The following is a 19,923-nucleotide window of genomic DNA, read 5'->3' on the forward strand; positions in this document are numbered from 1 at the left end:
GCTCCCACAGTTTGATCGCGCCCCCCCTGTGGGAGCGAGCCTGCTCGCGAAGAGGCCGGTGGGAACAACCTCAATGCCGAATCAGCTTGCCGCGCACCTGCTCCATATCGATCTGATCCAGCTCCAGCCAGAACTGCTGCTTGCCGGCAATCTCCGCCGCCGCCGGCAACCCATCCCGATACACCAATCGATTGCTCACCAGCGCCGGCACTTTCACCCCCGGCAACAACGTCCCGGCCAGGTTCAACGGATCAACCCCACACACCGCCACCAGACTGCCGTCATGCGGCCGCCGCCGTACTTCGCGCAACAGTGGAATGGCTTCGGGCAAGGCAAACTGTTCCCCCGCCAAACCACTGACAAACCGCCCGCCACGAATCTCGCCGCGCGCTTCCAGCCGATGAAACGTACGCAGCAATTCCCGCCAACTCGGCAGCCAATCCGCTTCACGCTCCAGCAAGCGCCAGAACACCACGCCGTAACGGCGCAGCAAGGTCATCGCGACATGCTCCAGGGTTTCGCTGTTATCCACAGCCGCCCCGCGCCGCAGCAACGCCCAGCGCCCGGCATCATCCATGCCGCCAACAAACGCCCCGCGTCCACGCCGACTGCTGCGCTGCTGGCGCTTGCTCGCCGGGGTGATCAACGCACGCAGGCCGGCGAAGCTGTCGGCGTTCACCAGCCCGGCACCGACCAGTTCCTGCAGAGCGATTTCCAGTTCGGAGCGCAGCAAATGCGCTTCATGAATCAGCTCATCGAAAAACAGCGCACCGTGCTGACTAAGCGCTTCAAAGACCTTCTGGGTTTTCGGCGAGAGTTCGCTCACGGGCGTCTGTTCGGCCAGCGCGCTCCATAAGCCAACCTGACTGCGCGGCAGCAACACAATCGGCGTACTGCGCAACGCCGTGCCGCTGACTTTTTGCCGGGCACTGAGGCGCGTCCACACCAGTTTGCCGTTGCGGCACAGGTCATCCAGCCAGCTCGGCGAATAGTCCTTGAGCCGCGCCGGGAGGATATCGCTGTCCCACGCCGAAGCGGCTGCTGCGTAGCCTTCGAACTGACCGACAATCGACGGCAACACCGCACTGCCTTGGCCACGAGTCGAGGGCGAAAGATGCTGCCAGTCGAACAGAAAGCGCATGAAATCCTGCAACGCCACCGGTTCGATTTCCCGGCGCAGACGCTTGACCGTGTAGCGATGAATGCGCGCGAGCAGGTGGCGTTCGCACCATTCTTCGATGTTCAGTTTCGGCGTGAACTGGCCGCGCAGCACGTAGCCTTCACGCTCCAGTTGGGCGAGAGCCTGATTGACTTGAGCGGTCGGCAGCGCGAGCGGTTCAGCTATGGCAGGTAACGGCAGTGGGCCGAACGCACCGAGGCGCGCACGGATTACTTCGACCAACGCCTCGTCGAACGGCCAGACCTCATCGAATCCCGGCAACGCCTCCAGCTCAGGTTGCACTTTGGCCTGTGGATAAAGCGCTTGCAGGCAAGTCAGACGTTCGCGGGCCAGCCATAAACAATGCTCGGCATTGATCTGCAATCGGCAGGCGCGGCCGCTGCTGGCCAGGGTTTCCAGCCATTCACGCCAGCCTTCGTTCGCTTGCACCTCATCCTCGCTGATGCATGCCAGACTCATCAGCGCCTCATGCATTTCATCCACAGCATTCGGCGTCGGCCACGCCTCTTCGCGCACAGCCGTAATCGCGTCGGCATCCAGCGCACCGAGATCATCAGTCGATTGCGGATCGCTCCAGCGGCGGTTGATCACCGCTTGGGTACGACGTTCTTCCAGCGGTGCATCGTCGAGAAAAGCGTACGGCCGAGCACTGAGAATTTCCGCCGCGAGCGGTGAGGGCGCCGGCAGATCGCGGCTGATCAAACGCACTTCGCCACGCTCCATGCGCCGCAGCAGATTGAGCCAGCCTTCGCTGTCCATGGCCTCGTGCAGGCAGTCGTCGAGGGTTTGCTCGATCAGCGGATGCTCGGGAATTTCCCGTTCGCCAGCGAGATTTTCCAGACAGGCGATCTGATCGGGAAACACGCTGGCAATCAGGTCTTCGCTTTTCATCCGCTGCAACTGCGGCGCGACTTTGCGCCCGCCGGTAAAACGCGGCAATGCCAGCGCCACGCCGGCATTCCAGCGCCAGCGCACGCCGAACAGCGGCGCATCGAGCACCGCTTGAATGAGGATGTGCTCGGCGCTGTTGCTGTGCAGGTAGCGCCAGATTTCATCCAGTTCAAAACTGTGGCTGGTGGACAGCGATAGGACGATGGCGTCCTCGCTGGCCGCCGCCTGCAATTCGAAATTGAACGTACGGCAGAAACGCTTGCGCAGGGCCAAACCCCAGGCGCGGTTGATGCGGCTGCCGAACGGTGAATGGATGATCAGTTGCGTGCCGCCGGACTCATCGAAAAACCGCTCCATCAGCAAGGTATCTTGCGAGGGCAGGGCGCCGAGGGTTTGCCGGGCGCGGGCAAGGTATTCGACCAGTTGTTCGGCGCTGGCGCGGTTGAGGCCGAGGGTCTGCGTCAGCCAGTCGAGGGCTGGTTGCAAGTCTCCGGGGCTGGCGCCGAGCAACGCGTCGAGTTGCGCTTGCAGGCGCGCCACGGCGAACGACAGTTCATCGCTGCGCCCCGGTGCTTCGCCGAGCCAGAACGGAATGGTCGGCGGCTGACCGTGGGCATCCTCGACGCGCACCTTGCCGGTTTCCACACGGAGGATGCGGTAGGAGGTATTGCCGAGCTGGAACACATCGCCGGCAATGCTTTCCACGGCGAAGTCTTCGTTGACGCTGCCAATGTTCAGGCCTTGCGGCTCGAGCATCACGCTGTAATCGGCGTTGTCGGGGATGGTGCCGCCGCTGGTCACGGCAGCGAGTTTCGCGCCACGCCGACCACGCAAGGTGCGGCTGACGGCGTCGCGGTGCAGGTAGGCGCTGCGAATGCCTTGGCGACCGTTGTAACCTTCGGCGAGCATGCTCAGCAGGGCTTGATAGTGTTTTTCGTCGAGGTCGCGATAGGGCGAAGCCTGGCGGAACATCGCCAGCAAGGCATCTTCTGACCATTCCTGACAGCTGACTTCGGCGATGATTTGCTGGGCGAGTACATCCAGCGGCGCGACGGGGATATGCAGCGTATCGAGTTCGCCACGGCGTACGCAGTCGAGCAGGGCGGCGCATTCGATCAAATCGTCGCGGGTGGTGGCGAACAAGCGACCTTTCGGTGTGCCACCGACCTGGTGCCCAGAGCGACCGACCCTTTGCAGAAACCCGGCGATGGAGCGCGGTGAAGCGATCTGACAGACCAGATCGACTTCGCCGATATCGATGCCCAGTTCCAGCGAAGCGGTGGCGATCAACACCTGCAACTCGCCACGCTTGAGGCGTTGTTCGGCGTCGAGACGAAACTCCTTGGCCAGACTGCCGTGATGCGCCGCCACTGCGTGCTTGCCGAGGCGCTCGCTGAGGTGGCGGCTCAGGCGTTCGGCCAGACGCCGGGTGTTGACGAAAATCAGTGTGGTGCGGTGCTCGCGTGCGAGTTCGGCGAGGCGGTCGTAGACCAATTCCCAGACATCGTTGGCCATGACGGCCGACAACGGCACGGGCGGCACTTCGATGCCTAGATCCCGTGGCCGGGCGTGACCGATGTCGATGATTTCGCAGGGGCGATCATGGCCGACGAGGAACTGCGCCACGGCTTCGACCGGTTTTTGAGTGGCGGAAAGACCGATGCGGGTCAGCGGTTCGGCGCACAGCGCTTGCAGGCGCTCAAGGCTCAAGGCCAAGTGGCTGCCGCGTTTGCCGGCGGCCATGGCGTGGATTTCATCGATGATCACCGTGCGCGTGGTGCCGAGCATTTTTCGTCCGGATTCCGAGCCGAGCAGCACGTAGAGCGACTCCGGCGTGGTCACCAGAATGTGCGGCGCGGTTTTGCGCATGGCGGCGCGGTCTTTTTGCGGGGTGTCGCCGGTGCGTACGGCGGTGGTGATGTGGATTTCCGGCAGGTTCATCTGCCGCAGCTGTTCGGTGATCCCGGCAAGTGGATTTTGCAGGTTGATGCGGATGTCGTTGGACAGGGCTTTGAGCGGCGAAACGTAGACGACCAGGGTTTCGTCGGGCAGACCGTCGGGGTTTTCCAGGCCACGGTGGACGAGGTCGTCGAGTACGGCGAGGAACGCGGTCAGGGTTTTGCCCGAGCCGGTGGGCGCGGCGATCAGTGTTGAGCGGCGCTGGCGGATCAACGGCCAAGCGCGGGCCTGGGCGGCGGTGACCGTCGGGAAGGTCTTGCGGAACCAGGCGCTGACGGCGGGGTGAAAGCCTGCCAGAGCGCTGTCGGCGGGGAGGGGCAGATTCATGGCTTAAGTTATGCGGTCGCAGGGGGGAAGATGCAAGTACCGCTCAGGATCTTCAGTGTCTGGTCGGGCCTCTTCGCGAGCAGGCTCGCTCCCACAGTGGATTTATGTGCGCCGCGCATCCCTTGTGGGAGCGAGCCTGCTCGCGAAGGGGCCAGATGCCACGACACAAATCCCGGGGATGTACACTTTACGGATGACGGTTGCGCACTAAACCCGCAAAATGCAACGATTCCGGCAATTATCGGCGACGCTTCCACAAGATCCGTCGCTCAAGCCATCGTTCCAATCAGACTGGGCCTGCTGACTCTATGCGAATGCGCCTTATGTTACTGGGCGGCGGAAATGCCCTTGGGCAGGCGCTGATTCGCCTCGGTGCGGAGGAAGACATCGGTTTCCTCGCCCCCCGCCCGCCCGAAAACGGCTGGGATGCCGCGAGCCTGACCCAATTGCTCGACGACACCCGTCCCGATGCGTTGATCAACCTCGCCTACTATTTCGACTGGTTCCAGGCCGAAACGGTCAGCGAAAGCCGTATGGCCGGGCAGGAACGCGCGATCGAGCGTCTGGCCGAATTGTGCCAGCACCACAACATCGTCCTCGTGCAGCCCTCCAGTTATCGGGTGTTCGACGGCTCGCGCGCCACCGCCTACAGCGAAAAAGATGAACCAGTGCCGCTGGGCCTGCGCGGTCAAGCGCTGTGGCGCATTGAGCAGAGCGTTCGCGCGACATGCCCGCAGCATGTGTTGCTGCGTTTCGGCTGGCTGCTCGATGACAGCGCCGACGGCACCCTCGGCCGTTTCCTCGCCCGCGCCGAGCAACCGGAAGAATTGCTCTTGGCCGATGACCGCCGTGGCAATCCGACCCCGGTCGACGACGCTGCGCGGGTGATCATCTCGGTGCTCAAGCAACTCGATTGCGCGGCGCCGCTGTGGGGCACTTATCACTACGCCGGCCACGAGGCGACCACGCCGCTGGCGCTGGGGCAGGCGATTCTGACCGAAGCGCGCAGCCTGCACGCCCTGGCCATCGAAGCGCCGACCGCTCAGGCTCACGCCGCGCGCCCGGACGCTGCCGAAGAACCGCAACACGCGGTGCTGGCCTGCAAGAAAATTCTGCACACTTTCGGGATCAAGCCGCGCGCCTGGCGTGCCGCGCTCCCGGCTTTACTGGATAGGTTTTATCGTCATGGCTGAAGGCCCTGTTTTAATCACCGGCGGCGCCGGTTTCATCGGCTCGCACCTGACTGACGCGTTGCTCGCCAAGGGCCATTCGGTGCGGATTCTCGATGACCTGTCGACCGGCAAACGCGCCAATCTGCCGCTGGACAATCCCAAGGTCGAACTGGTTGTCGGCGATGTTGCCGATGCGGCGCTGGTCGCTCAGGCGATGCAGGGTTGCAGCGCCGTGGCGCATCTGGCCGCTGTGGCCTCGGTGCAGGCTTCGGTGGATGATCCGGTGAAGACTCACCAGAGCAATTTCATTGGCACGCTGAATGTTTGCGAAGCCATGCGTCAGGCCGGAGTTAAACGTGTGCTGTTCGCCTCCAGCGCGGCGGTGTATGGCAACAACGGTGAAGGCGAGTCGATCGACGAAGACACGCCGAAAGCACCGCTGACACCGTATGCCTCGGACAAATTGGCCGGTGAGCATTACTTCGATTTCTATCGTCGCCAGCACGGTCTGGAGCCGGCGATTTTCCGCTTCTTCAACATCTTCGGCCCGCGTCAGGATCCGTCCTCGCCGTACTCCGGGGTGATCAGCATCTTCAGCGAACGCGCGCAGAAAGGGTTGCCGATCACCGTGTTTGGTGATGGCGAGCAGACGCGGGATTTCCTTTATGTCGAGGATCTGGTCGACGTGCTGGTGCAGGCGATTGAAAAGCCTGAAGTGGAAGCCGGCGCGGTGAATGTTGGCTGGAATCAGTCGATGAACCTCAAGCAAATGCTCGCGGCGTTGCAGACAGTGGTGGGTGAGTTGCCGCCGATCAGTTATGGGCCGGCGCGGTCGGGGGATATTCGGCATTCCCGGGCGAATAATCAGCGCTTGCTGGCGCGGTTTAAGCTGCCACCGCAGACGCCGATGAGTGTTGGTTTGGCGCGGTTGTTGGGGCGTTCCTGAGAAGAGCCCCTCACCCTAGCCCTCTCCCGGAGGGAGAGGGGACTGATTGCGGTGGATGGTCGAGTTACGCCGACCTGAACTATCTGGCTGAACTCCAATTTGGAAAAGCATGAAGATCGGCTCCCTTTCCTCCTCTCCCTGAGGGAGAGGGCTGGGGTGAGGGGGTTGGATTTCAGCCACCCAACAATTCCAGCAGACATGAAAAAGGCGCCCTTCAACAGGCGCCTTTTTCACGGCCGGAATGTACCGCTATCCCTTGTGGCGAGGGGATTTAACGAATCGTCGCACCGCCCCGATCAACTGCATGGCAGTCGCCTTCAGATTCAAGTCTGCCCACCACCAAGCCTCATCCACCACCACGCGAATGTTCCTTAGAACTTGTAACCCAACCCCACCATGTACACAAACGGGTCGACATCCACATTCACCCGTGCCCGAGTGCCCGGCGCCACTGCGTTGTTCTCCACTGTCGCGCGAGTATCGATGTCGATATAACGCACTTGGGCGTTGATCATCACCTTGTCAGTCAGCATGTAATCGGCACCGACCTGCCACGCCAGACCCCAGGAGTTTTTCGCCTTGAAGTTGCTGAAGCCTGCAGTCTGCGCTTCGCTGCCGACGTGTTCGTCATAGATCCAGGTGTAGTTGATGCCGCCGCCCACATACGGTTGGAAGGCCGACTTCGAATCTAGCGGGTAGTAAACGACGCTGAGGGTCGGCGGCAGGTGTTTCAGGGTGCCGAGTTTGCCGTTGGCTGCTGGCAGGGCCGTGTTTTTCAGCTTCACGTCATGTTCGAACGGCGAGGCCGCCAGCAACTCGATACCGATGTTGTTGGTGATCATGTAGGCGAAGTTGAGACCCAATTGAGTGTCGCTGCTCATGGTCGCCTTGCCGCCCAGGTTGGCGCCGCTCAGCGGACCCTGATCGACCTTGACGCTGGAGCTGTCGGCCTTCGGGTTGACGGTGATTGCACCGGCGCGAACGATGATGTCACCGGCATCGTGGGCGTGGGCGAGCGGGGCTGCGAGCGCGAGGGCAAACAACGAAGCGCTGAGCAAGGACTTGTTCATGGGGGCTCCAAAGGACGTTAAAAATTTCTGATGTCCTATGGTACGAAGCCAACTGATACGGTCTTTTGACGCAGCTCAATGAAACAGTGAAGTCCGCAAAAGATCGCAGCCTTCGGCAGCTCCTACAGAGAAACATGATCCCCTGTAGGAGCTGCCGAAGGCTGCGATCTTTTGATCTTGAAACTACCGGGATTTACTCCGGCAGCTCATACACATAAATCTTGTCCGCCTCCATCTGATACCCGGCATCCGCCAGCTCGCTGCTCGACGCCTTGACCTGCAACGGCCCCTCGATCCAGTACGGCTGATACAGCTCATCCAGCTTCACACCCAACTCGCTTTTCACATGCACGATCTGGTTCGACGGCGGTGGCGGCACATGGATGCACGCGCCGAAATACGGCACCAGCAAGAAGTCCGTGGTGCGCCCCTCTTCATTGACTTCCAGCGGCACGATATAGCCCGGCAACCGAATGTTCTGGCCATCGAGCGCCTGCACCACCGGCGCGTTCGGCAGATCCTGCTTCGCCGCTGGCGCTGACTCCGCCGACAGCGCATCGCTCATTTTCGACATGTCGTGCAGCGGGGTCATGTTCGGCACTTCCGGTGCGGCGTCCGGCGGGATCATTTCCGACCATGTCAGGTCTTTTGGCGCCGCGGCCCACACGGGCAGGGCAACCAGCAACAGCAGCGCAAGTACGGCGCGGGGCATGGTGAACATCCTCATAAACGGATCGACAGGCCATCGGCCAACGATTGGCGATAAGCGCGCCAGGCCGGCACGCTGCCCATCAGCAGCGCGGCCGCCAGAATGCCACCGAGCAGCGTCCATTCATACTCGCTCGGCCAGGCCAGCGGCAGAAACAAACCGTAATTGGCCTGCACGTAACCCTGCGCAGCGGCGATGCCGATGTACAGCAACGCAACGCCGGCGATCACCCCGGTCAGCGCCAGAGCGAACGCTTCCAGCACCAGCAGACTCGCGATGTGCCACGGTCGCGCACCGACCGAACGCAGAATCGCCATCTCACGACGACGTTCGTTGAGGCTGGTGAGAATCGCCGTGAGCATGCCGATCAAACCGGTCAGCACGACGAACAGCGAAACCACGAACAGCGCTTTTTCAGCAGTGCTCATCAGGCTCCACAACTCCTGCAACGCCACGCCCGGCAGGATCGCCAGCATTGGCTCGCCACGGAATTCGTTGATCTCGCGTTGCAGCGCAAAAGTGGAAATCTTGCTGTTGAGACCGAGCATGAACGCGGTGATCGCTTGCGGCGTCAGATCCATGTTGCGCGCCTGATCCGCCGTGATTCGGCCATTGCCACGTGCCGGCACGCCGTTGTGCCAGTCGATGTGAATCGCCTCCATGCCACCGAGGCTGATGTGCAACGTGCGATCGACCGGCGTACCGGTGCGCTTGAGAATGCCGACCACGGTGAACGGTTTGTCGTCATGCTTGACCAGACTGATCGCCGCCACACCGTGGGCCAGCACCAGTTGGTCGCCGAGTTTGTAATGCAGTGCATCGGCGACTTCGGCGCCGAGCACCACTTCAAACGGATCGGTGGCAAATGCACGACCGTCGGCCAACTCCAGATGCTGCTTGCGACCGTACTGGTAGTGCTCGAAATACGCTTCAGTGGTGCCCATCACGCGATAGCCGCGATGGGAATCGCCGAGGGACATCGGGATCGCCCACTTCACTTTCGGGTTGTTGGCGAAGTGTTCGAAGCTGTCCCAGCGAATGTTGTTGGTGGCGTTGCCGATGCGGAACACCGAGTACAGCAATAGATTCACCGAACCGGAGCGCGCGCCGACGATCAGGTCGGTGCCGCTGATGGTGCTGGCGAAACTGGCTTTGGCTTCGGTGCGCACCCGTTCAACAGCGAGCAGCAGGCACACTGACAAGGCAATCGCGAACGCGGTGAGGAGGGCGGTAAAGCGGCGGTTAGCCAGGCTGGCCATGGCCAGACGAAACAGATACATCTCAGACCTCGGCAGACGTGGCGGCGCGATTGAGTTCGGCCAGGGACAGATGACGGTCGAACAACGGCGCCAGGCTCTGATCGTGGCTGACGAACAGCAGACTCGATCCGGCTTCGCGGCACTCGGCGAACAACAGACGAATGAAGTTTTCCCGGGCGTCGTAATCCAGCGCCGAGGTCGGTTCGTCGGCGATAACCAGTTCGGGCTGGCCGATCAAGGCACGCGCGGCGGCCACACGTTGTTGCTGACCAATCGACAACGAATCAGCGCGACGGCTGAGAATGCTTTCATCCTTCAAACCCAAGTGCGCGAGCAGGGTAGCGGCGGCTTGATCAACGCTGCCGTGACGCTGTTTCGCCCGTTGCGCACGCAGTTTGGAGAAGTGGCATGGCAGCTCAACGTTCTCGCGCACCGAGAGAAACGGCAGCAAGTTGAACTGCTGAAAAATGTAGCCGGTATGATCGACGCGGAAGGTGTCGCGGGCGCCGGCGGAGAGTTCGGTCAGTTCCTGGCCGAGCAAACGAATGCTGCCGCGATCAGGTTTCTGCACACCGCCGAGCAGGCCGAGCAGGGTGGTTTTGCCGCTGCCGCTCGGGCCTTTGAGAAACAGGGTTTCGCCCGGTTCCAGACGAAACGCCGGGATGTCCAGCAGCGGCGGGTGACCGGGCCAACTGAAGCCCAGGTCGGACAGTTCGATGAGTGCTTGGGTCATGGCACCAATATCATGAGTTTTCATAGCCCTGTAGGAGCTGCCGAAGGCTGCGATCTTTTGATCCTGATCTTCTTAAAGCAAGATCAAAAGATCGCAGCCTTCGGCAGCTCCTACAGGGGGATTTTCGGTGTGGTCAGAATTTCAGGGAGGCAGCCTTCGCCGTCACTTCAGCACCTTGCTGGCCGCTCGCGCTGATCAGTTGTACCTGAATTTTCTGGGTCGCCGGGAAGGTATTGAAGATGTTCGCCAGATCCAGCGTCTTCAACGCGCCGGGCGTTGCGCACTTGATCTGGTAGTGCGCGTGGATTTCGCTGTGGTCGTGGTGATGTTCGTGACCGTCCTTGTCCGCTTCATCTTCGTCATGATCGTCGGCATCCGGTTTGTCGCCAAACAACGGACTCTCGAGTTCCTGACCGACGACTTTGCAACCGGCAGCGGCTGGCAGACTGAACAGCGCCAATGGTTTTTCCAGCTGCGCACGGGCGGCGGCGACTTTGGCTTTATCGGCATCCGTGGTCGCGAGGTGTTCGAAACCCACGAGGTTCATCGCCGGGCTTTCCAGCTCCAGTTCAAGGGTCTGACCGTCGAGCGCGGCGTTCAGGCGACCGACACCGTGCTCATGTGCGCCGAGGCTGCCGTGTTCATGATCGTGGTCGTGCTCATCGGCAGCATGGGCGACGGCCAGCGGCAACAGGGCAAACGGCAAAGCGAGCAGCAGACGGCGCATGGCGAACTCCGGGAGTAAAGTGAAGAGTTTGTTATGTAATCTTATAACGAAAGTCCGCAGAGTTTGCCCGTGCGCTTGGCGTTGCACAAGTCCCGTGGGAGCATGCAGGTCAGAAAAGTGCAGGAGCGAACTCAATGTTGCGGATACGCGGAACCGTCGGTGACCTGCCGGTGGATTTGACGGTGGAACTGGATGACAGCGACTGGGCACGGCTTGGCTCGGCCCTGAATGGGCAAGTGCAGACGGCGCAGCCTGAAGTGGCCCCGTCGGCGCCAGCGGCGAAACCGCTGAATCAGGATGATGCGTTGTGGCAGGTGGCGCGGGATCTATTGCGCAAGGCCGGGCAACTCAGCGGACCGGATCTGCTCGATCAGCTTGAAGGGCTGACCGGCAGCTCGGTGGCGGGCAAGCGCTTGCTGGTGCGTTTGCGCCACAGTTCGGACGTGAAAGTGGTGAGTGGCGGGGATACGCCGCTCTACAGCTGGATCGAGTGAATCGCAAAAGATCGCAGCCTGCGGCAGCTCCTACAGGGATGTACACGATCCCAATGTAGGAGCTGCCGAAGGCTGCGATCTTTTGATTTTAATAAAGCGCAGCAAACATCTTCCGGCGGTAAACGCTGACCAGCGGATGATCATTGCCCAGCAGCTCAAACACCTGCAGCAACGTCTTGTGCGGCAACCCTTCGGCATAATTGCGATTGCGGATAAACAGCTTGAGCATCGCCTCCAGCGCGGCTTCGTACTGTTGACGCGCCAGTTGCTGGATCGCCAGTTGATACACCGCCTCATCGTCCTGCGGATCTTTTGCCAAACGCGCTTTTAATTCAGCCGCATCCGGCAGATCGCGCGCCAGACCGAGAAACTTGATCTGCGCCTTGGCCCCGGCCAGCGCGGCTTTGTGCTCGTCGCTTTTGACCGCATCCAGCACGGTCTGCGCTTCGCCCAGTTCACCACGTTCTGTCAGGCAACGCGCATAGAGAATCAGCGCTTTGGCGTTGGTGTTGTCTTCATTGAGCATCACCACCAGCGCCGCTTCGGCATCGGCATAACGGCCGTCATCGAACAACGCTTGAGCCTGTTCGAATGGATCGGCTTCGGCCGGCGGTGGCATCTGCACATGCGGCTCAAGCAGGGTGCGCACGGCGGATTCCGGTTGCGCGCCGGCAAAACCGTCGACCGGTTGACCGTCCTTGAACAGCACCACGGTCGGCAGGCTGCGAATGCCGAAACGGGCAACGATGTCCTGCTCGATGTCGCAGTTGACCTTGGCCAGCAGCAACTCGCCCTGGTAACTCTCGGCAATGGTTTGCAGCATCGGCATCAGCGCCTTGCACGGCGCACACCATTCGGCCCAGAAATCCACCAGCACCGGTTTGCTGAAAGAAGCCTCGATCACCGACTGGTCGAAATCGGCCGTCGTGGCGTCGAAGATGTACGGCGTTTGCTCACTCATGGGGGATCTCGTCAAAGCGTTAATGAACGCACTATAAGCGGTGGCGCAAAAGATCGCAGCCTTCGGCAGCTCCTACACGCGGATGCGCATTGCACCTGTAGGAGCTGCCGAAGGCTACGATCTTTTAACGATCTCAATCACGCCGCGCATGGTAAAGGCTGACATGCCGAAATTCCTCAGGCTCTGCGAGATCCGGCAAGGTCATCGCCTCAAGCATTTCAATGCGCGGATACAACGGATGGCGAAAATCCCGCACCCGCGAATCCGCCACCAACGCCTCACGGCCACGGCTCAAAAACGCATCCAGCAGCGGCAGGTTCGCCCGGTCATACAACACGTCCGCCACCAGAATCAGATCAAAGCGGTCGGCCTCGGCAAAGAAATCCGTCGAATAACCCATCTCGACATCATTCAACGCGGCGTTCGCCCGGCAGGCGGAAATCGCCAGTGGATCGAGATCGCACGCCACCACCTCCAGCGCTCCAGCCTTCACCGCCGCAATCCCGGCAATCCCCGAGCCGGCGCCGAAATCCAGCACGCGTTTACCGCGCACCCACTCGGGAAACTCCGCCAGATAACGCGCCACCGCCAGACCGCTGGCCCAGCAGAATCCCCAGTAGGGCGGCTCATGCAGAATTCGCTGGATTTCTTCCTGACTGAATTGCCGATCCATGTTGTCGCCGTCGATCAGCCATAGCTGTAAATCAGTGTCGGGCAACGCGCAGACCTTGAGTCTGGCGTCGCCGAGCAATTCACCTAACGCTAGTTGCAGGTCGAGCGGTGCCGTCATGGTGCTTTGACAAATTGCAACTGGCCCAGCGCCTGAGTGGTCGGCTGGCTGATGGTTTGCGAAGGCAAATGCAGGATCAACTGGCCGGACTGGCTGGCGCGGCCACGCAGTTCAACCCGCGCACCGGCCGGGAAGGCGTCCGGGTTGAAGCGCAGACGGAACGGCAGGATCTGGTTGTTGCCGATCAGGCTGGAACTGGCGAGCAATTGCTGCGGGCGATCCTTCTCATCGATCACCAGCAACGCCAGTTCGACTTCGGCGCCGGCCGGCACGCCTTGCAGGGTGCCACTCAGTTCACGCTGATAGGCCGGCAGCGGGCCGAGCTCGGCAGCTTCTTTGGCTTTTTTCTGCGCCTGTTGTGGCGCCGGCCCCGGAGTCGGCGGCTGCGGCTTGGGTGCATCGCTGCCACAGGCCACCAGCAGGCTGAAAAGACTGAGCAAAACGAGCGGACGTAACGGCATTGGAGGCTCCGGCAAAATGAAATCCATGGATCAAACGATCATGCCGTTCTGTATACCGCAAACCCTATGGCTTGTCTTGCCACCGGGATGCGCTACCATGGCCCTCCCTTTTTTTGTTGCCAGCCACCATGCACTGTCCCTTCTGCGGTGCCAACGACACCAAGGTCATCGACTCGCGTCTGGTCGCCGAGGGCGAACAGGTGCGCCGCCGGCGTGAATGCCTGGCCTGCGGCGAGCGTTTCACGACGTTCGAGACGGCCGAACTGGTGTTACCGCGCCTGATCAAAACTGACGGCAGCCGCCAACCGTTCGACGAAGAAAAACTCCGCGCCGGCATGCAACGCGCCCTGGAGAAACGTCCAGTGAGCGTCGAGCGCCTCGAATCCTCTCTGGTTCACATCAAGCACAAGCTGCGCGCCACCGGCGAGCGCGAGGTCAAATCCCTCGTGGTCGGCGAACTGGTCATGGCCGAATTGCAGAAGCTTGATGAAGTCGCCTACATCCGCTTCGCTTCGGTGTACAAGCGCTTCCAGGATCTCAATGAATTCCGCGAAGAAATCGACCGCCTCGCCCGCGAACCGGTGAAAGAATGACCACCGTCGCCGAGCAGGCCATCCTCGACGCCCACTTTATGGCGCGTGCGCTGGAACTGGCGCGCAAAGGTCACTACACCACCCATCCCAATCCTCGGGTCGGCTGTGTGGTGGTGCGCGACGGGCAGATTGTCGGCGAAGGCTGGCACGAACGCGCCGGCGAACCCCACGCTGAAGTCCACGCCCTGCGCGCCGCCGGTGAACTGGCCCGGGGCGCCACTGCTTATGTGACCTTGGAGCCGTGCAGCCACCATGGCCGCACGCCGCCGTGTGCCGATGCGCTGGTGAATGCCGGGGTTGCTCGGGTCGTTGCGGCAATGCGTGACCCGAATCCGCAAGTTGCCGGACGTGGTTTGCAGCGTCTGGCCGATGCCGGCATCGCCACCGAAAGCGGTGTGCTCGAAGCCGAGGCGCGCAAGCTCAACCAGGGTTTCCTGAAACGCATGGAACACGGCTTGCCGTTCGTGCGGGTCAAGTTGGCCATGAGCCTCGACGGTCGCACGGCGATGGAAAACGGCGAGAGCCAATGGATCACCGGCCCGGCCGCGCGTTCGGCGGTGCAGCGTTTGCGCGCTCAGGCCGCCGTGGTGCTGACCGGCGCTGACACCGTGCTGGCCGATGGCGCGCGTTTAACTGTGCGCGCCGACGAGTTGGGTCTGGATGGCGAACAAACCGCGCTGGCCATGAGCCGTCCGCCGTTGCGCGTGCTGATCGACGGGCGCCTGCGCGTGCCGCTCGATGCACCGTTCTTCAAGGCCGGCCCGGCGTTGGTTGCCACTTGCATGGCGGTCGAAGAGCAATACGCCAATGGCCCGGAATGCCTGATCGTGCCGGGTGATGACGGTCAGGTCGATCTGCATCAATTGCTGATCGAACTGGCCAATCGCGGCGTCAACGAAGTGCTGGTCGAGGCTGGCCCACGTTTGGCCGGCGCCTTCGCTCAGCTCGGTCTGGTGGATGAATTCGTGATCTTCATCGCCGGCAAGTTTCTCGGCTCCACGGCGCGGCCGTTGCTGGACTGGCCGCTGGCCCATATGAAGGATGCTCCCGAGCTGAAAATCAGTGAAATTCGTGCGGTGGGCGATGACTGGCGAGTCACTGCCATCCCTGTGCCATCGGCGAGCGTATAATTCCCGGCCATCGCGTTAGCGCTGGCTTAGTTCTCAAGGAGAACCCCATGTTTACCGGCATCATCGAATCCATCGGCAGTATCCGCGCACTGACCCCAAAGGGCGGTGATGTGCGGGTACACGTCGCAACCGGCAAGCTCGACCTGAGCGACGTCAAACTCGGCGACAGCATCGCAGTCAACGGCGTGTGCCTGACGGCGGTCGAGTTGCCGGGCGACGGCTTTGCCGCCGACGTCAGCCGCGAAACGCTGGACTGCACCGCCATGAATGACCTGAAAAGCGGCAGCCCGGTCAATCTGGAAAAAGCCCTGACCCCGACCACTCGTCTCGGCGGGCATCTGGTCAGCGGCCACGTCGACGGCGTCGGCGAAATCGTCTCGCGCTCCGACAATGCCCGCGCCGTGGAATTTCGCATCCGCGCGCCGAAAGAACTGGCCAAGTACATCGCCCACAAAGGCTCGATCACCGTCGACGGCACCAGCCTGACCGTGAACGAAGTCGATGGCGCCGAATTCATGCTGACGATCATTCCGCACACCCTGAGCGAAACCATCATGGCGTCGTACAAGCCGGGTCGCCGGGTGAATCTGGAAGTCGATTTGCTGGCGCGCTATCTGGAGCGTCTGCTGCTCGGTGACAAGGCTGCAGAGCCAAACGCTGGCGGCATCACTGAAAGCTTTCTGGCCGCCAATGGCTATCTCAAATCCTGACTGAAGGGGGTGCCTTGTGGCGCTCAATAGCATCGAAGAACTGGTTGAAGACATCCGCCAAGGCAAGATGGTCATCCTCATGGATGACGAAGACCGCGAGAATGAAGGCGACCTGATCATGGCCGCCGAATGCTGCCAGGCCGAGCACATCAACTTCATGGCCAAGCACGCCCGTGGCCTGATCTGCATGCCGATGAGCCGCGAGCGCTGCGAACTGTTGAAGCTGCCGCTGATGGCACCGCGCAACGGTTCCGGTTTCGGCACCAAGTTCACCGTTTCGATCGAAGCGGCCGAAGGCGTCACCACCGGCATCTCCGCTGCTGACCGTGCGCGCACCGTGCAAGCGGCGGCGGCCAAAGATGCCAAGGCTGAAGATATCGTCAGTCCGGGCCACATCTTCCCGCTGATGGCTCAGGCTGGCGGCACCCTCGCTCGCGCTGGCCACACCGAAGCCGCCTGCGACCTCGCGCGCATGGCCGGTTTCGAGCCGAGCGGGGTGATCTGCGAAGTGATGAACGACGACGGCACCATGTCCCGTCGCGCCGAACTGGAAGCTTTTGCTGCCGAACACAACATCAAGATCGGCACCATTGCCGACCTGATTCACTACCGGATGATCCACGAACGTACCGTTCAGCGGATTGCCGAGCAGCCACTCGACAGCGAACTGGGCCAATTCAACCTGGTGACCTATCGTGATTCGGTGGAAGGCGACGTGCACATGGCACTGACCTTGGGCACTGTTTGCGCCGAAGAGCCAACGCTGGTTCGCGTGCACAACATGGACCCGCTGCGCGACCTGCTGATGGTCAAGCAACCGGGCCGCTGGAGCCTGCGCGCCGCGATGGCTGCGGTTGCCGAGGCGGGCAGCGGTGTTGTTCTGTTGCTCGGTCACCCGCTCGATGGCGACGTGTTGCTGGCGCATATCCGTGAAACCGGTGATCAGCCAGCGCCGAAAAAACCGACCACCTACAGCATTGTCGGTGCCGGTTCGCAGATCCTGCGTGACCTTGGTGTACGCAAAATGCGCCTGATGTCTGCGCCAATGAAATTTAATGCGATATCCGGTTTCGATCTGGAAGTTGTAGAATACGTGCCCTCCGAATAATGACCGGTCGTTTCCGGCATTGTTGACATGGATTCTTGTGGTGAGGGGATTCATCCCCGACGGGCTGCGCAGCGGCCCCTGTTTTTGGGACTGCTGCGCAGTCCATCGGGGATGAATCCCCTCGCCACAGTTTGTAATCAGTCAGCAATGCGGATTTTTCCGGCCATGTGTTCGTGGCTAATATCACTGAGGGATGCGTACGAGACGCGTCCCGGCTCTTTAAGAGATCTGACGAATGACCCTGAAGACCATCGAAGGTACCTTCATCGCCCCAAAAGGCCGCTACGCTTTGGTAGTAGGCCGTTTCAACAGCTTTGTTGTTGAAAGCCTGGTCAGCGGTGCAGTTGATGCCCTGGTTCGCCACGGCGTGAGCGAAAGCGACATCACCATCATCCGCGCGCCTGGCGCCTTCGAAATCCCGCTGGTTGCGCAGAAAGTCGCTCAGAAAGGCGAGTTCGCAGCCATCATCGCCCTCGGCGCGGTCATTCGTGGCGGTACTCCGCACTTCGAATACGTGGCTGGCGAATGCACCAAGGGTCTGGCCCAGGTGTCCATGGAGTTCGGCGTGTCGGTCGCTTTCGGCGTCCTGACCGTTGATTCCATCGAGCAAGCCATCGAACGTTCCGGCACCAAGGCCGGTAACAAAGGTGCCGAAGCTGCCCTGTCCGCTCTGGAAATGGTCAGCCTGCTGGCACAGTTGGAGGCCAAGTGATTAGCGACGAAAGCGATCGTTTCAACCCGCGCGAGCCGCGTCCAACCGACGCCGGCAAGCCTTCGAAAAGTGAAAAGCGCCGCGCTGCCCGTCAGTTGGCGACGCAAGCGTTGTACCAGCGCCACATGGCCGGTGCTTCGCTGAACGAAATCGAAGCGCAGTTTCGCGTCGATAATGACTTCACCTTCGCCGACCAGAGCTACTTCCACGACATCCTGCACGGTGTTCCGGCCAGTCTGACCGAGATCGACACCGCGCTGGCGCCGTGCCTGGACCTGACCATCGAAGAGCTCGACCCGGTTGAACTGTGCGTACTGCGCCTGTCGACCTGGGAACTGCTCAAGCGCGTCGACGTGCCGTACCGCGTTGTGATCAACGAAGGCATCGAACTGGCGAAAGTCTACGGTTCCACCGACGGGCACAAGTTCGTCAACGGTGTGCTCGACAAGCTGGCCCCGCGCCTGCGTGAAGCTGAAGTGAAGGCGTTCAAGCGCTGAAACGCGCTTGATACTTCAATGGGCGAGTTTGAGCTGATCCGCAATTTCTTCGCCGCCGCGCCTTGTGCGCAGGGCGGCGAAGGCGTTGCTCTCGGGATTGGCGATGACTGCGCCTTGCTCGCTGTTCCCTCCGGGGAACAGCTGGCAATTTCCACCGATACGCTGGTGGCCGGTGTGCATTTCGCCGACCCCTGCGATCCGTTTCTGCTCGGTCAGCGCTCGCTGGCCGTTGCGGTCAGCGATCTGGCCGCCATGGGCGCCACGCCCGTTGCCTTTACCCTTGCCCTGACTGTACCGACGGTGACCGCCGATTGGCTGCAAGCCTATGCCCGCGGTTTGAACCGCATGGCGCAGAGCTGCGGCGTTGCGCTGGTCGGCGGCGATACCACGCGCGGGCCGATGAGCCTGACGGTGACTGTGTTTGGTCGCGTTCCTGCCGGTCAGGCGTTGACCCGCAGCGGCGCGCAACCGGGCGACTTGCTCTGTGTCGGCGGCGAGTTGGGCAATGCTGCCGGCGCGCTGCCGCTGGTGCTCGGTCAGCGTGATGCCGAACCTCATATCGCCCAACCGCTGCTCGATCACTACTGGTCGCCGCAACCGCAACTCGCCCTCGGTCAGGCCCTGCGCGGCAAAGCCACGTCGGCGCTGGATATCTCCGATGGCCTGCTCGCCGACTGCGGCCACATCGCGTTGGCGTCTCAGGTGCGACTTGAGATTGAACGCGAGCGCGTACCGTTGTCGGATGCTTTAGTGGCGTTTCTCGGTCAACGGGGTGCCGAGCGCGCGGCGTTGAGCGGTGGCGATGATTACGTGCTGGCGTTCACCCTGCCGTCCGTCGAGTTGTCGGCGCTGCTGGCCAATGGCTGGCCGATCCATGTGATCGGTCGCGTGGCCGAAGGGCAGGGCGTGGTGCTGCTGGATCGCGAAGGGCACGACATCACCCCGCAAACCCGGGGCTATCAACATTTTCAGGAGACACCGTGACAGATCACCCGAAACAGGTTCCGGCCGAATTCGTTCCGCCGTCGGTCTGGCGCAATCCCTGGCATTTCCTCGCGTTCGGCTTCGGTTCCGGCACGCTGCCGAAAGCGCCGGGAACGTGGGGCTCGTTAGTTGCGCTACCCTTTATCCCGTTGTGGCAGATGCTGCCCGACTGGGGTTACTGGCTGATGCTCGGGATCACCATGCTGTTCGGCTTCTGGCTGTGCGGCAAAGTCGCCGACGATCTGCGGGTACACGACCACGAAGGCATCGTCTGGGACGAAATGGTCGGGATGTGGATCACTCTGTGGCTGGTGCCGGAAGGCTGGTACTGGTTGCTCGCGGGTTTTCTGGTGTTCCGCTTCTTCGACATTCTCAAGCCGTGGCCGATTCGCTGGATCGACCGGCATGTTCACGGCGGCGTCGGCATCATGCTCGACGACGTGCTGGCCGGCGTGTTCGCCTGGCTGGCCATGCAGGGACTGGTGTGGATTTTCGCCTGATCCGCGCCGT

General features: G+C 61.6%; 20 protein-coding genes. 11 read left to right on the top strand and 9 right to left on the bottom strand.

The window, feature by feature from the left end; all coding sequences use genetic code 11:
- Positions 1 to 70: 70 nt before the first annotated feature.
- Positions 71 to 4,357, bottom strand: coding sequence for a DEAD/DEAH box helicase (locus tag ACP3TY_RS00375; RefSeq protein ID WP_426619036.1), 4,287 nt, complete (start codon positions 4,355 to 4,357; stop codon positions 71 to 73).
- A gap of 308 nt (positions 4,358 to 4,665) precedes the next feature.
- Here ACP3TY_RS00375 and ACP3TY_RS00380 point away from each other — a divergent pair, with 308 nt between their 5' ends.
- Together ACP3TY_RS00380 and ACP3TY_RS00385 are read left to right on the top strand one after the other, a co-directional pair.
- Positions 4,666 to 5,550 carry a sugar nucleotide-binding protein gene (locus ACP3TY_RS00380; RefSeq protein WP_201231465.1) on the top strand — a complete coding sequence of 295 codons (885 nt, stop codon included), beginning with the start codon at positions 4,666 to 4,668 and terminating at the stop codon, positions 5,548 to 5,550.
- Positions 5,543 to 6,475: an NAD-dependent epimerase/dehydratase family protein gene (locus ACP3TY_RS00385; protein ID WP_426619037.1), complete on the top strand. Its 933-nt coding sequence runs from the start codon at positions 5,543 to 5,545 to the stop codon at positions 6,473 to 6,475. Before ACP3TY_RS00380 ends, ACP3TY_RS00385 begins: the two co-directional genes overlap by 8 nt.
- A 371-nt stretch (positions 6,476 to 6,846) precedes the next feature.
- Here ACP3TY_RS00385 and ACP3TY_RS00390 read toward each other — a convergent pair whose 3' ends face one another.
- The 5 genes from ACP3TY_RS00390 to ACP3TY_RS00410 all read right to left on the bottom strand — a co-directional run bounded on the left by ACP3TY_RS00390 (position 6,847) and on the right by ACP3TY_RS00410 (position 10,973).
- Positions 6,847 to 7,545 carry an OmpW/AlkL family protein gene (locus ACP3TY_RS00390; protein WP_053124272.1) on the bottom strand — a complete coding sequence of 233 codons (699 nt, stop codon included), beginning with the start codon at positions 7,543 to 7,545 and terminating at the stop codon, positions 6,847 to 6,849.
- Positions 7,546 to 7,738: 193 nt separating this feature from the next.
- Positions 7,739 to 8,257 carry a DUF3299 domain-containing protein gene (locus tag ACP3TY_RS00395; protein WP_053124335.1) on the bottom strand — a complete coding sequence of 173 codons (519 nt, stop codon included), beginning with the start codon at positions 8,255 to 8,257 and terminating at the stop codon, positions 7,739 to 7,741.
- A gap of 11 nt (positions 8,258 to 8,268) precedes the next feature.
- The gene (locus ACP3TY_RS00400; RefSeq protein WP_053124270.1) at positions 8,269 to 9,534 is read right to left on the bottom strand and encodes an ABC transporter permease; all 1,266 of its coding nucleotides are present in this window, start codon (positions 9,532 to 9,534) and stop codon (positions 8,269 to 8,271) included.
- 1 nt (position 9,535) lies between these two features.
- Entirely contained in the window at positions 9,536 to 10,246 is a 711-nt protein-coding gene (locus ACP3TY_RS00405) for an ABC transporter ATP-binding protein (protein ID WP_053124268.1), read from the bottom strand.
- Between the two features lie 133 nt (positions 10,247 to 10,379).
- Positions 10,380 to 10,973, bottom strand: coding sequence for a DUF2796 domain-containing protein (locus tag ACP3TY_RS00410; protein ID WP_212546248.1), 594 nt, complete (start codon positions 10,971 to 10,973; stop codon positions 10,380 to 10,382).
- Between the two features lie 134 nt (positions 10,974 to 11,107).
- Between ACP3TY_RS00410 and ACP3TY_RS00415 the strand changes: the two genes are divergently transcribed.
- Entirely contained in the window at positions 11,108 to 11,467 is a 360-nt protein-coding gene (locus tag ACP3TY_RS00415; RefSeq protein ID WP_426619038.1) for a hypothetical protein, read from the top strand.
- A gap of 88 nt (positions 11,468 to 11,555) precedes the next feature.
- Here ACP3TY_RS00415 and trxA read toward each other — a convergent pair whose 3' ends face one another.
- The 3 genes from trxA to ACP3TY_RS00430 all read right to left on the bottom strand — a co-directional run bounded on the left by trxA (position 11,556) and on the right by ACP3TY_RS00430 (position 13,679).
- Entirely contained in the window at positions 11,556 to 12,428 is an 873-nt protein-coding gene (gene trxA / locus ACP3TY_RS00420; protein WP_426619039.1) for a thioredoxin, read from the bottom strand.
- A gap of 133 nt (positions 12,429 to 12,561) precedes the next feature.
- Complete coding sequence (locus ACP3TY_RS00425) at positions 12,562 to 13,218, bottom strand: class I SAM-dependent methyltransferase (RefSeq protein ID WP_426619040.1); 657 nt, start codon at positions 13,216 to 13,218, stop codon at positions 12,562 to 12,564.
- A complete protein-coding gene (locus ACP3TY_RS00430) occupies positions 13,215 to 13,679 on the bottom strand; it encodes a YbaY family lipoprotein (protein WP_053124259.1) in 465 nt (154 codons plus the stop codon). Before ACP3TY_RS00430 ends, ACP3TY_RS00425 begins: the two co-directional genes overlap by 4 nt.
- A gap of 128 nt (positions 13,680 to 13,807) precedes the next feature.
- Here ACP3TY_RS00430 and nrdR point away from each other — a divergent pair, with 128 nt between their 5' ends.
- The 8 genes from nrdR (at position 13,808) to ACP3TY_RS00470 (ending at position 19,913) form a co-directional block, all read left to right on the top strand.
- Positions 13,808 to 14,272, top strand: a complete 465-nt coding sequence (gene nrdR, locus ACP3TY_RS00435) for a transcriptional regulator NrdR (protein WP_007910946.1) — start codon at positions 13,808 to 13,810, stop codon at positions 14,270 to 14,272.
- On the top strand, positions 14,269 to 15,402 hold the full coding sequence (gene ribD / locus ACP3TY_RS00440; protein WP_053124257.1) for a bifunctional diaminohydroxyphosphoribosylaminopyrimidine deaminase/5-amino-6-(5-phosphoribosylamino)uracil reductase RibD: 1,134 nt from the start codon (positions 14,269 to 14,271) through the stop codon (positions 15,400 to 15,402). The genes nrdR and ribD overlap by 4 nt, the downstream gene beginning before the upstream one ends.
- A gap of 47 nt (positions 15,403 to 15,449) precedes the next feature.
- Positions 15,450 to 16,112 carry a riboflavin synthase gene (locus tag ACP3TY_RS00445; RefSeq protein ID WP_426619041.1) on the top strand — a complete coding sequence of 221 codons (663 nt, stop codon included), beginning with the start codon at positions 15,450 to 15,452 and terminating at the stop codon, positions 16,110 to 16,112.
- A gap of 16 nt (positions 16,113 to 16,128) precedes the next feature.
- On the top strand, positions 16,129 to 17,220 hold the full coding sequence (gene ribBA, locus ACP3TY_RS00450; RefSeq protein ID WP_008081846.1) for a bifunctional 3,4-dihydroxy-2-butanone-4-phosphate synthase/GTP cyclohydrolase II: 1,092 nt from the start codon (positions 16,129 to 16,131) through the stop codon (positions 17,218 to 17,220).
- A gap of 235 nt (positions 17,221 to 17,455) precedes the next feature.
- Complete coding sequence (ribH, locus tag ACP3TY_RS00455; RefSeq protein ID WP_426619042.1) at positions 17,456 to 17,932, top strand: 6,7-dimethyl-8-ribityllumazine synthase; 477 nt, start codon at positions 17,456 to 17,458, stop codon at positions 17,930 to 17,932.
- Positions 17,929 to 18,429, top strand: a complete 501-nt coding sequence (nusB, locus tag ACP3TY_RS00460) for a transcription antitermination factor NusB (protein ID WP_053124252.1) — start codon at positions 17,929 to 17,931, stop codon at positions 18,427 to 18,429. The genes ribH and nusB overlap by 4 nt, the downstream gene beginning before the upstream one ends.
- A gap of 18 nt (positions 18,430 to 18,447) precedes the next feature.
- A complete protein-coding gene (thiL, locus tag ACP3TY_RS00465; protein WP_426619043.1) occupies positions 18,448 to 19,413 on the top strand; it encodes a thiamine-phosphate kinase in 966 nt (321 codons plus the stop codon).
- On the top strand, positions 19,410 to 19,913 hold the full coding sequence (locus ACP3TY_RS00470; RefSeq protein ID WP_007910933.1) for a phosphatidylglycerophosphatase A family protein: 504 nt from the start codon (positions 19,410 to 19,412) through the stop codon (positions 19,911 to 19,913). Before thiL ends, ACP3TY_RS00470 begins: the two co-directional genes overlap by 4 nt.
- Positions 19,914 to 19,923: the final 10 nt, after the last annotated feature.

Origin of the sequence: Pseudomonas rustica (genome assembly GCF_049959085.1) — a bacterium.
In the GTDB taxonomy this organism is placed as follows: Bacteria; Pseudomonadota; Gammaproteobacteria; order Pseudomonadales; family Pseudomonadaceae; genus Aquipseudomonas; species Aquipseudomonas rustica.